Annotated in this window: 11 protein-coding genes; 8 read left to right on the forward strand and 3 right to left on the reverse strand. The window is 49.8% G+C overall.

The window, feature by feature from the left end:
* Nucleotides 1-78 precede the first annotated feature (78 nt).
* Nucleotides 79-1518: a fibronectin type III domain-containing protein gene (locus LI114_RS01005; protein ID WP_227218605.1), complete on the reverse strand. Its 1440-nt coding sequence runs from the start codon at nucleotides 1516-1518 to the stop codon at nucleotides 79-81.
* 243 nt (nucleotides 1519-1761) lie between these two features.
* Here LI114_RS01005 and LI114_RS01010 point away from each other — a divergent pair, with 243 nt between their 5' ends.
* From LI114_RS01010 to LI114_RS01035, 6 genes are all read left to right on the forward strand, one after another.
* A complete protein-coding gene (locus LI114_RS01010; RefSeq protein WP_227218607.1) occupies nucleotides 1762-3117 on the forward strand; it encodes a TrkH family potassium uptake protein in 1356 nt (451 codons plus the stop codon).
* Nucleotides 3118-3153: 36 nt separating this feature from the next.
* The gene (locus LI114_RS01015) at nucleotides 3154-3801 is read left to right on the forward strand and encodes a potassium channel family protein (protein ID WP_227218609.1); all 648 of its coding nucleotides are present in this window, start codon (nucleotides 3154-3156) and stop codon (nucleotides 3799-3801) included.
* 710 nt (nucleotides 3802-4511) lie between these two features.
* Nucleotides 4512-5351 (forward strand): prephenate dehydrogenase, encoded by an 840-nt coding sequence (locus LI114_RS01020; protein ID WP_227218610.1) that lies wholly within the window; start codon nucleotides 4512-4514, stop codon nucleotides 5349-5351.
* A gap of 103 nt (nucleotides 5352-5454) precedes the next feature.
* Nucleotides 5455-7398 (forward strand): aconitate hydratase, encoded by a 1944-nt coding sequence (locus LI114_RS01025; RefSeq protein WP_227218612.1) that lies wholly within the window; start codon nucleotides 5455-5457, stop codon nucleotides 7396-7398.
* A complete protein-coding gene (locus LI114_RS01030; RefSeq protein ID WP_227218614.1) occupies nucleotides 7398-7793 on the forward strand; it encodes a hypothetical protein in 396 nt (131 codons plus the stop codon). The genes LI114_RS01025 and LI114_RS01030 overlap by 1 nt, the downstream gene beginning before the upstream one ends.
* A 90-nt stretch (nucleotides 7794-7883) precedes the next feature.
* Nucleotides 7884-9095: an NADP-dependent isocitrate dehydrogenase gene (locus LI114_RS01035; RefSeq protein WP_227218616.1), complete on the forward strand. Its 1212-nt coding sequence runs from the start codon at nucleotides 7884-7886 to the stop codon at nucleotides 9093-9095.
* A gap of 81 nt (nucleotides 9096-9176) precedes the next feature.
* Here LI114_RS01035 and LI114_RS01040 read toward each other — a convergent pair whose 3' ends face one another.
* The gene (locus tag LI114_RS01040) at nucleotides 9177-10064 is read right to left on the reverse strand and encodes a hypothetical protein (protein WP_227218618.1); all 888 of its coding nucleotides are present in this window, start codon (nucleotides 10062-10064) and stop codon (nucleotides 9177-9179) included.
* Between the two features lie 17 nt (nucleotides 10065-10081).
* Complete coding sequence (locus LI114_RS01045) at nucleotides 10082-10771, reverse strand: zinc-ribbon domain-containing protein (protein ID WP_227218620.1); 690 nt, start codon at nucleotides 10769-10771, stop codon at nucleotides 10082-10084.
* 259 nt (nucleotides 10772-11030) lie between these two features.
* On the opposite strand from LI114_RS01045, the gene LI114_RS01050 reads away from it, so the two are divergent.
* On the forward strand, nucleotides 11031-11717 hold the full coding sequence (locus tag LI114_RS01050; RefSeq protein ID WP_227218622.1) for a zinc ribbon domain-containing protein: 687 nt from the start codon (nucleotides 11031-11033) through the stop codon (nucleotides 11715-11717).
* A 4-nt stretch (nucleotides 11718-11721) separates the two neighbouring features.
* Nucleotides 11722-12462, forward strand: coding sequence for a hypothetical protein (locus tag LI114_RS01055; protein ID WP_227218624.1), 741 nt, complete (start codon nucleotides 11722-11724; stop codon nucleotides 12460-12462).
* Nucleotides 12463-12465: the final 3 nt, after the last annotated feature.

Consider the following 12465-nt stretch of genomic DNA (forward strand, 5'->3'; position numbering starts at 1 on the left):
TAGTATTATAACAATTTTTTCACATATTGTCAAGCAAAAAAATCCCTCGGACTGCGTTGCCCGAGGGATAGGGGAAAATTACTTCTTTGTGGTTATGACTTTGCTGTTTGACCAGGGGGAGTACAGCGTGGTCTTGCCGAAAACATCGGGGCAAGAATCGGAGTATTTGTAGAAATAGCGTATTCTGAATTTGTAACGGGTGTTTGGTTTGAGGTTTTTCAGCTTGATGTATTCGTTGCCGTTTTTGTAAAAAAATAGCTTACTTGATTCATTGCCCTTCACATGAAGATACTTGACCCATTTTTTCGCCTTATAGTCATACATCTCGATGCGAACACCGCTTCTATATTCAATTTCTTTTGAATTGATCTCGTATCTTATGATCGCAGAATTTGAAGTACTTGAAGCGCCTATAAGCTCGGAAGGCGTTATCTTATTATAGTATAAAGATTCGCAGTCCTCGCCAAAGACCTTGACGTATTCGTCTTTAAACAAAGGTTTTATCCTTATTCTGGTCATGCCATCTTTTTTTATGTTTTTTATAACTACGCCGGTATTGTCGCCGCCTTTGACATATTTGTAAGTCACAAACTTTTCATCATTCGGGCCCCACACCTTTATTTTGTATCCCGTAGCGTTTTTTGACTTTTTCCAAGTGAGTTTCAGCGAGTTGCTTCCTACCATTTTAGCGGAAGTGATTTTAGTCGAGCCGACTTTGAAATTATCGCGGAATGCATAGTTTACATGACTCTTTACAGCGTAATAGTATGCCTTACTGCCAGCGTCGCACTCAAGAGTGAAGTTATCTTTTCTTCTGTAATCTTCAACAAGATTGCCGTCCTCTTCGGGATCCCAATAGAATGTTTCATAGCCAAAAGCGTAGAAGCCTATTTCGGAGACTGTTTTAGGAACATAGATCTTATCTGCGGCGGTGTTTACAAAGCAGAGAGGGCCTATGCTTTCTATATTGCCTTCAAGATTTACCTCAGTAAGAGATGTATCATCGTAACAAATAGCGTGTTCTATTTCTTTAACGCCGGATATTGTGATAGATTTCAAATTGGTGCACTTTGCAAAAGCGCTGAAATTTATTTTCTTTACAGACGAAGGAACGTAAACAGACTCTATCTCCTCATATCTGTAAAACGCCTGATCGCCGATCTCGGTAACGGCTTTGCCTTTCAGCTTAGTAGGGATAACGATATTGGGGTTGGTCTTATCAGAACCGGTTATCATTATAGTGCCGTCGGCTTTTTCCTGATAGTGAAAGCCATCGCAAAGGGGGTCGGTGTTATGCTGTTTCCAGCCGGCTATTGAAACATCGTTATCATTGGTCGCGGCGTACTCTTCGATCTCGGCGGCATCCGCTTCCGAGGAGGTATCGTCAAGCTCGGTAACGGCGGCCTCGGTCTCGGCAGGCAGAGCGGAGTCATTTCCCTCAGCGAACGTGGGAACAGCCATAGAGCAAACTATCGAAAGCGCCATTATGTAAGAAAGAATGCGTTTTGTGTGTTTCATTTTGGGTAGACCTCCTTGTATTTTTTTTACTCTTTTGTTTTTTCACAGAGGAAGATCTTCTCTGTTTACCATATATTATAACATATATACAAACGATTGTCAAGCAATTCGGGGGGAGATGTAAATAAATTGGAAACAAAGTGCAGGAAATTTAATATTTAAGCCTTGACATTTCCCACACTCGGTGCTATAATGTTTGATATGTATATAATAATGTGATAGAATAAAAAGAGGAAAAACAAAATGTCTAGGATACGAAGCTTTCTCTCGAATATGTCGTTCACCCAGATATTGGTCTTTGGCTATACTATGGTCATACTTGTGAGCGCGGTGCTGCTCATGCTGCCGATAAGTTCGCGCGAGCGCGCTTTCACGGCACTGAATGACTGCATATTCACCACCACTTCTGCCCTCAGCGGCACGGGGCTTACGCTCTTCGACACCTACACTTACTGGTCGCTTTTCGGGCAGATAGTTATACTCATCGTAATTCAGATCGGCGGTATCGGCTTTATGTCGATGGCGATCTTCGCGCTTTCTTACACCGGCAGAAAGATAGGGCTGAAACAGCGCTTTACCATGCGCGAATCTGTCGCGGGATTCAGCGGCGGCGGCGTGGTCAAAATGACGCGCTTTATTTTAAAAGGTACAATATACTGCGAAACGGCCGGTGCGATAGCTCTTTCGGTCTTTTTTATCCCGAAGATCGGCGTTGGAAAAGGCATCTACTTCGCCATTTTCCACTCCATTTCCGCATTCTGCACGGCGGGCATAGATATAATGGGCTATTTCGAGCCGGGCAGCTCGATAATTACGGCGGCGGACAGCTGGCTGCTGAACGTAACGCTGATAATACTGCTGACCATCGGCGGCATCGGCTACATCACTTGGGGCGATGTTGTGGAGCACAAGTGGCACTTTAAAAAGTACCGTTTGCAGAGCAAGATCGTAATAATGGTCACGATACTTTTTTATATACTTGGAATAGCAGAGATGATACTGGTAGAGTGGAACGCGCCCTCGCTGAGCAGTGCGGACGGCGCAGGTCAAAAGCTGCTGATGAGCTCCATGCTGGTAACATCGGGGCGCGACGCAGGCTTTGCACCGCTGAACGTAGCCCTATTGAAAGAATCCACCCTGCTTATGATAATCTGCTTTATGTTCATAGGCGGCGCGCCCGGCTCGACGGCATGCGGTATCAAGACCACAACTTTCGCGGTAATGGTGCTGACGATCGCGAGCGTTTTTCGCAGGAAAAAGTCGGTAGAATGCTTCGGCAGACGTTTTGAGAATACAATAATCAAAGACGCAAGCTGTGTTACAACACTGTATTTACTCGTTGTCATAATCAGCTCGATAGTTATATCGGCTATCGAAGATGTGAAAATACTTCCCGTAATGTTTGAGGTTGTTTCGGCGATAAGTTCGTGCGGGCTTTCCATGGGCATAACCGCAAAGCTTTCGGACATTTCATGCGCGCTGATAACGATAATCATGTTCTTCGGCAGGATCGGTGGACTATCATTCATCATGTCGCTCTCTAACAACGTTAAGCCTTCAAAGGTACAGCTGCCCGAAGAGAAGATAATTGTAGGATAAGAATATGAATATAAAAATCGAAAGGAAAATTACAAAATGGCACGGTCATTTTTAATAGTAGGACTTGGAAGATTTGGCAAGCACATGGCGAAATCGCTAACTAAGCAGGGCAACGAGGTACTTGCTATCGACATCAACGAGGACAGGGTAAATTCGGCGCTGAAGTACGTCACCGACGCGCAGATAGGCGACGCGACCGACCCGCAGTTCATCGCGGAGCTGGGTGTGAACAATTTCGACGTCTGCATCGTCGCGATAGGCGATAATTTCCAAAGCTCGCTGGAGTCTACCTGCCTGCTGAAAGAGTCGGGCGCGAAGTACGTTTTCGCCCGCGCGAACCGCGATATACACAAGAAATTCCTGCTTCGCAACGGCGCTGACGAGGTAATTTACGCCGAGCGCGAAACTGCCGAACGCTTCGCCATGCGGTTCGGACTAAAGGGCATTTCCGACTACTTCAAGCTGAACGACGAATACGCCATTTACGAGATCGCCGTTCCGGAGAGCTGGGTCGGCAAGACAATTGTGGAAAAAAACGTTAGGCAAAAGTTCAATGTCAACGTGCTTGCGATAAAGCACGACGGCATTTTCGACGCACTGCCGGGCCCAGACCACCTCTTCACCGCTAACGAGAAGCTGTTGGTGCTGGGAAACCGCGAATCCATACAAAAAATGATGAAGTAAATATGCACAAAAAACGCGGCTTAGATATGCCGCTTTTTTATTACAGCTAAGGTTACAATTTGGTTACAAGTGGATTTTTGGACAGTTGAAAACTTTGCATAACACATTGTTGAATGTTGAAAACTCAGTTGAAAATGTTAAGAACCTCTGCAAATATTGATAGTTTTGCAGATCACGGTTTTAAACAGCTGTTGATAAGTACGCTTTTTCGGTCAGTTTGTAACCGGTATGTAATTTTTAACGTTACCATTTAAGCATGACATTTGATAAATTTTACAGACAAAAATTTACCCAAATCACTGTATAAGGAAAATTCGCAGAACTGCAAAAAGAGTTACAGACAGGTTACGGGAAAATAGCTGTACAGTTGAGAAAACGGCTTTTAAACATCAGAAATGTTGAAAACTCAGTTGAAACTGTTAAAAAGTATCGCAAATACAAGCGTTTTCGGACAGGCGGGTTTTAAAACGTGTGTTGAAAAGTACGATTTTTCGGGCTGTTTGTAACCAAATTGTAATCAGGTGTGCTGCGAATGGCGCTTTTTTCAACAGGCGAAGTTTAAAGCATTGTTTATAACTTTTATGCTTGACAAGCGGCGCAAAAGTTGCTATACTATATATAATGCGTCTGAAAAGGGCGCAAAATTTCATGCCGCGCGCTTTAGCAGTTAAAACGGTTAAAACGCGGCAGACTATTTGGAGGAGATTATTATGAAGATCGCGATCGCAGGACTCGGACTCATCGGCGGCTCGCTCGCCAAGGCTATAAAAAAGAACACGGAGTACACGGTCTACGGCTACGACATCTCGCGCGATGTGATCTCGGCGGCGATGGCTGAGGAAGCGATAGATTACAGCATACAGCCCAAAGAGATGGGCTGCTGCGACCTAGTTATCGTGGCTCTGCACCCGAACGAAACGATAGATTTTATTTTGAATAACCGCGAAAATTTCAAGAAAGACGGCATAGTCATCGACTGCTGCGGCGTAAAGGGCGCGATAGTCAGCGCCGTGGAAAAGCCGCTGAGCGACGCAGGCGTACGTTTTCTGGGCTGCCACCCTATGGCGGGCCGCGAATTTTCAGGTTTTTCATACTCGCTGGACAACCTTTTTGAAAAGGCAAGCTTTATCATGACCCCGACCGACGACACTAAGATGAGCGCAGTAAAAGAGATCTCGGCTTTCGCATACCGCACAGGCTTTGCGAAGTGCGTGGTATCCTCACCAAAGGAGCACGACGAGATAATCGCCTTTACCTCGCAGCTTGCGCACGTTGTATCGAGCGCTTACATCAAAAGCCCATCGCTCGGCAAGCAGGCGGGCTTCTCGGCGGGCAGCTTTAAAGACCTCACGCGCGTAGCGAAGCTGAACGCCGATATGTGGACTACGCTTTTCCTTATGAACAAGACTGCGCTCGCCGCCGAGGTAGACCACATTATAAAAGCGCTCACCGAATACCGCGACTGCATAGCCGCGGGCGACGCCGAAACACTGCACCGTCTGCTGGAGGAAGGCTCGGCGCTGAAAGAAAAAAGCAACAATATGAGATAAGCCGTGCGGCTTGACAAAATGTGCGGAATGTTGTATAATTAAATAGATAAATTTAGGCGGCGGGATATTTTTTCGCCGCTCGCAGAAAGGACTGTTTTTTCTAATGGGCATGACGCTGACTGAAAAAATACTAAGAAAGCACCTTGTAGACGGCGAATACGTCAAGGGCGAAGAGATCGGCATAAAGATCGACCAGACCCTTACGCAGGACGCTACGGGCACTATGGCTTACCTCGAATTTGAGGCTATCGGTATACCCAGAGTAAAGACTGAGCGCAGTGTGGCTTACATCGACCACAACACCCTTCAGTCGGGCTTTGAGAACGCCGACGACCACCGCTTCATCGGCTCTGTTGCCAAGAAGCACGGCATCTACTTCTCGCGCCCCGGCAACGGTATCTGCCATCAGGTACACCTCGAGCGTTTCGGCGTGCCCGGCAAGACCCTTATCGGCTCAGACTCGCACACCCCTACGGGCGGCGGTATCGGCATGATAGCGATAGGCGCAGGCGGACAGGACGTAGCTGTAGCTATGGGCGGCGGCGCTTACTACATCACCTGCCCCAAGGTAGTTAAAGTAAACCTTACGGGCAAGCTTTCACCCTGGGTATCGGCTAAAGACGTTATACTGCAAGTGCTGAGAGTTATGAGCGTTAAAGGCGGCGTCGGCAAGGTCATCGAGTACTGCGGCGAGGGCGTAAAGACCCTTTCTGTACCCGAGAGAGCCACCATTACCAACATGGGCGCTGAGCTGGGCGCTACTACCTCTATATTCCCCTCTGACGAGATAACCCTCGAGTTCCTCAAGGCGCAGGACAGAGCGGACGTATGGGTACCCCTCGCGGCTGACGAGGACGCAGAGTACGACGAGCAGATCGACATCGACCTTTCCGCGCTCGTACCGCAGGCAGCATGTCCCCACTCGCCCGACAACGTTAAGACAGTCGAGGAGATCGGCAAGCTCAAGATAGATCAGGTATGTATCGGCTCTTGCACCAACTCTTCTTTCGTAGACATGATGAAAGTTGCGTACATTCTGAAGGGCAAGACGGTAGACCCCAGCGTTTCGCTCGCTATCGCCCCCGGCTCGAAGCAGGTGCTCAACATGATCGCGCAGAACGGCGCTCTCTCAGACATGATAGACGCGGGCGCAAGAATACTCGAATCCGCCTGCGGCCCCTGCATAGGCATGGGTCAGTCGCCTAACTCGGGCGGCGTTTCGCTGAGAACATTCAACAGAAACTTTGAGGGACGTTCCGGCACTAAGGACGGACAGATCTACCTCGTATCGCCCGAAATGGCGGCTGTATCGGCGCTGACGGGCTACCTCACCGACCCGCGCGACTACCTCGGCGATATGCCCGAGTTCAAGCTGCCTGAGCACTTCGTTATCAACGACAACATGATAGTACCGCCCGCACCCGCAGAGGATATGGACAGCGTAGAGGTACTCAGAGGCCCGAACATAAAGCCTTTCCCCGAGACCTCGCCGCTTGACGAGAGCATAGAGTGCGCGGTATCGCTGAAAGTCGGCGACAACATCACCACCGACCACATCATGCCCGCGGGTGCTAAGATACTGCCCCTGCGCTCGAATATACCGAAGATCTCTCAGCACTGCTTCACCGTATGCGACGAAGAGTTCCCCAGAAGAGCGAAGAACATTGGCAAGTCGATAATCGTCGGCGGCTCTAACTACGGTCAGGGCTCGTCGAGAGAGCACGCGGCGCTCGCGCCCCTCTACCTCGGCGTAAAGGCTGTACTGGTAAAGAGCTTTGCGAGAATACACCGCGCTAACCTCATCAATGCAGGAATACTGCCGCTGACATTCGTCAACGAAGCCGACTACGAGAAGATCGGTCAGGGCGACGAGATAGCTATCGAGAACGTAAAGGAAAGCGTGCTGGCTGACAAGAGCGAGCTTACCCTCGTCAACAAGACCACTGGCGCTGAGATACCTGTACTCTGCGAGCTGACGGGACGCACCAAGGACATAATCCTCGCGGGCGGTCTGCTCGACTACACAAGAGAGTCGCTGGCTGAATAATGCGCCGCATTGACGACCTAAGCAAAGAGCTGCGCGAGATAGAAGCCTGCGAAAAGGCGAACGAGCCTAAGAAAAAGCTGACGTTTATGAAAAGGCTTGTGCTGAACATTATCCTGCTGGCGTTTGCGGTTGGCGTGCTGGCGGCATACGCTGTAAATTCGGTGAGAATGCTTATCCGCATGGGGCGCACCGTAGGCGGCTACGACGCGCACGACAAGGCTGTATTCGCGGCATTTGTCGTGATACTGCTCATCATCTCAGCGACGATGTACAAGCTTACCAAGCCGAAAGGCGGCAAAGGCTTTGACAGCGGCAGATTCAAGCTCTGCATAACGGCAGTCGCGGGGATACTTATGATCGCGATATTTATAGCGCTTTGCGTAAAGTCAATATAAAACTGAATTTGCAAAGGGGCAAGGCATGGCTGGAGCAGGTTTGCTCCGCCGCTTTGCCCTTTTTCATATATTTTAAAAGGAGGATCATCAATGGCAAAGATACAGATGAAAACACCGCTCGTTGAAATGGACGGCGACGAAATGACCAGAATTATCTGGAAAGAGATCAAGGATATACTTATCCTGCCCTACGTTGACCTGAAGACCGAGTACTACGACCTCGGTCTGGAGTACCGCGAAAAGACCAAGGATCAGGTGACCATCGACTCGGCGAACGCTACCAAGAAGTACGGTGTAGCTGTAAAATGCGCTACCATCACGCCGAACGCGGCAAGAATGCCCGAGTACAACCTTTCGCAGATGTGGAAGTCGCCGAACGGCACTATACGCGCTATGCTCGACGGAACTGTTTTCCGCGCGCCGATACTGGTAAAGGGCATCACCCCGTACATTCCGACATGGACAAAGCCCATCACCATCGCGCGTCACGCTTACGGCGATGTTTACAAGAACGTAGAGATGAAGTGCCCGAAGGACTCTAAGGCTGAGCTGGTGCTGACCGACAAGGACGGCAACGTTTCTAAGGAAACTATCTACGATTTCAAGGACTCGGCGGGTATCATACAGGGTCTGCACAACAAGGAAAGCTCGATAGCTTCGTTCGCAAGAGCCTGCTTCAACTACGCGCTCGACACCAAGCAGGACGTTTGGTTCGCTACCAAAGACACCATCTCGAAGAAGTACGACCACACCTTTAAGGACGTTTTCGCTGAGATCTTTGAGAAAGAGTACAAGGAGAAATTCGCGGCGGCGGGAATCGAATATTTCTACACCCTTATCGACGACGCTGTTGCAAGAGTTATCCGCTCAAACGGCGGCTACATATGGGCATGCAAGAACTACGACGGCGACGTTATGAGCGACATGGTGGCTACCGCCTACGGCTCGCTCGCTATGATGACCTCGGTACTCGTTTCGCCCGACGGCATTTACGAGTACGAAGCGGCACACGGCACGGTACAGCGCCACTACTACAAGCACCTCAAGGGCGAAGAGACCTCTACCAACTCGGTAGCTACCCTCTTTGCATGGACAGGCGCGCTGCGCAAGAGAGGCGAGCTTGATGAGCTGCCCGAGCTTATGGCATTTGCCGACAAGCTCGAAAAGGCGACCATCAAGACCATCGAGGACGGCGTAATGACCGGCGACCTCTACCTGCTTTCCAAGCTGGAGAACAAGCAGAAGGTAAATACCGAGGACTTCCTCAAAGCAGTTGACGAAAGACTGAAAGCGATGCTCTAATGCTCTGACAGCATCGCAAACATAAAAAAGCGGCGACCCGTTACGTTCAGCGGGCCGCCGTTATTTGTTATTCGGATAATGTTATGGTCTTTTATCGTCGCCAAGGATCTCAGCGTCGTCGAGGAGACCGGAAGAAGCAAGAGCCTGTACTCTGTAATACATCAAATTATCGTTCGAATAAGAGTAATAAATTGAAAGGCTTTTGCCGACATATTCACCGTCGGTGAAATTTTTATAACTCTTCTCACCGTCAACAATTATGCCGTAATCTTCACAAAGTTCATCTATCGAATTTGCAGAAGCCTTAGTAAGTTTTTTCGCGCCGTAGTCATATGCATAAAAGAAAACGTATTTATACTCAAGATCCCAATGGTTATCCCAAAAATCCTCATTTTCATCTGTATCTGCTCTGTCAATAGACACAACATACATTTCAGGGTCAGAGCTATTGTTTCTATAAACATTGCCCAGCTCAAATCTTTTATAGCATTCACTTTTGCTCAAACCCGTAATTTCAGCGAGGTCTTCAAAAGCGTACTTTGCATACTCAGCGTACTTCGACTCCTGATAAATATCCGCTCTGTCGCTCTTTTTCACGCAGTCATAAGCCTTGCCGTACTTGCCCTCTGAGAGCATAGCTTCGATAAGATCGTCGCGCTCCTTTTTCGGGGCGGCGTCGTAAGCCATTTGATACTCGCCCATATTGTAGAAAAATTCGGGCGAAGTGAGGTAGCCGTAAGCCTTTATTCCCGCAGGAACGAGCACCGCCAGCGCCGCTCCGAAGCCTATCAGGAACAGCACGAAATTCAGCAGCTTGCTCTTCTTTTTCTTGACGGGCTGAACAGCTGGTGCGGGTCTGGCGCAGCGGGGCTGAGCACCTGCCATCAGGAAAGGCTCGCCGCAATTTGGGCAGCCGCCCAGGCTGTCGTCGGAAACTGTACCGCATTTTCTGCATAATATCTTAGCCATTTTTCACCACTCCCCTCTTAATATACGTCGAGCACCTTAGGCGTGCTCTCCATTTTATCATCAGCTACTGCGGTAACGTACCACTCGCCATCTATCTTATAGACCACGAAATTCGCTTCGCAGTCCTTACTGCGCTTATCTCCCTTGACTTTCAGATCTACGGTAACGAGAACGCCTTCCTCAACGGTCTCGCCGTTTTCCAGACTGCCCTCAGTAAGGCGCTGTTTGGATTTTAGAAGCGGCTTTACCGACTTGAATTTGTAGGAATATTTAGCATTTTCGCCGTACTTATCCTCTTTGGCGTCAAAAAATTCATCGTAACGTTCTTCGAGATAATCGTCCTCGCTTATGTAATCATCAAGATCCTCATCATTTGAAAGTGCCGAATATTTGTAGATCTCGGCAAAATCTTCAAAATCTTCCGCACTCAGCGCTTTGACGTAATCGGAGACCGCTCCGAGGTAAGGGGTCGCGAAAATGCGCTCGCAGATCTTCGCGGCGGAAACGCACACCGCCAGAACTATCGCAAAAGTCACCAGCTTTTTAACGGGCACGGGCTTGGCTGACTTTTGCTTCGCGGGGCGCGGCTGAGACTGCGGGACACTGCGGCGTGGCAGGCTTTCTTCCTGCGGAGCGCCGCACACGGGACAAAATTTGCTGCCGGCATTCATCTGACTGCCGCATTTGGTACAAAAAACCTTATCCATATATCTTCCTCCATAAATATGTGTGCAAAAATGCACTTATCGCTTTATTATAGCACGACGGCTGACAAAATGCAAGTATCCCGATCTGAAAATTCGATACATTTTAGCACGATTGGTTACATTCTGCGCGTCTTCGGCGAAATTCTTCACATTTTTCGCGCTAATTTCGGCGGCAATATTGACATCTTCGCCAAATTGTACTATAATAAAAGTAGGAGAATTTGCGGCGAAAATGCCGCTTTGAGCGGAGGTATTACATATGGAAAACGAAAGATCCCGCGTTATAAAGGTCAAGGTGCGCGCAGTTGGCAAGCCAGCGGCTGAAGAAAAGCCAGCGGAAGCGCCTGCCGAGCCGGTCGTGCAGACCGAGCAGACCGTTGAAACGCCCGTCGAACAGCCCGCCGAGCCTGCTGTTGAGGATAACACTTCGGACGTTGCGGAAGCAGCTGAAACCGCGGAAGTTGAAGAGGCCGAGGAAGCGGCTGAGCCTGCTGAACCCATTGAAGAGGCGGCAAAAGAGTTCGAGGAAGAGCCTGCAAACGAGCCTATCGAAGAGCCTGCGGAACAGATCGAAGCTGAGAAAACAGAGGAAGAAGTCGAACCTGTCATAAACGCTGAGCCGAACGCTAAGCCCGCCATGGCTGAGGTCGGCGCGGAGGGGATCGCCTGCCCGAACTGCGGCAAGATGTGTCCCGAGGGCGACGCTTTCTGCATTGCCTGCGGCACTCGTCTGAACCAACCGAAGTCTGAGCCTAAACCTGAACCAGCGCCAGCGAACCGCTGTCCAAAGTGCGGAACTGAGTGCGCCGAGGGCGACAGCTTTTGCATGAACTGCGGCACTCGTCTGAACCAGCCCGCACCCGCGGTAAACGTCTGCCCGAAGTGCGGCACCGAAGTTTCGCCAAACTCGCTCTTCTGCATCAATTGCGGAAACAGACTGAAATAAAACCATGAAAAACACATCTGCCGAGGAAAAGCCCGAAAGAAGCGGCGCGGGACTGGCGGTATTCATCGTCTTTGCACTGCTGGCGCTGGGCGCAGGGGCTTTCGGCGCACGATACGCGGTAAAGACCTTTGCGGGCGGCGCGGCTGTCAGCGAAAGCACGTCTGCCGAAAGCTCTGAAAGCGCGAACGAAAGCGGCGGCACGGCGATAAGCGAGATACAGCTTTCGACCGAAACCGTTGAGATACAGCTCGGCATCACCGACTTTTCCGCCGACCTTCCCGACGTTATCAACGACGACACCGAAGAGTTGGGCACCTGCTCGTACAAATTCGCGCCCGCCGAGAGCGGCCAAATGACGCTTCGGGTCAACCTCGGCGCAGACGAAAATCCAGAGGTCGCGAGCGACGATTACAGCATCGCCGAGGTCTACGGGCTGGAAGAACAGCAGGGCGGCGTTTACACATTCACCATAACTGGCAAGCGAGAGGGCAGCACATTCATAACGTTCAGCGGCAGCGACCCGCGCACTATGCGGCGGATATACGTCACCGTGAAAGGCTCAGCGCCGCAGCGGAGGTCGAGCGACCCCGACGTCCTTTCATTCAACGACGAGAAGAACACCTACTCGATAAACCGAAGCGGAAATGTTACCATTAGCTGGTACAACGGCGACACCGAGGTCTACTCGAAAGAGGTGCGCGTTGAGTACACCGAGCCAGTTCCAGAGGGCAGCTCATCTAAGTAAAAA

This window comes from Ruminococcus sp. 210702-SL.1.03, assembly GCF_020559915.1.
Classification (GTDB): domain Bacteria; phylum Bacillota; class Clostridia; order Oscillospirales; family Ruminococcaceae; genus YE71.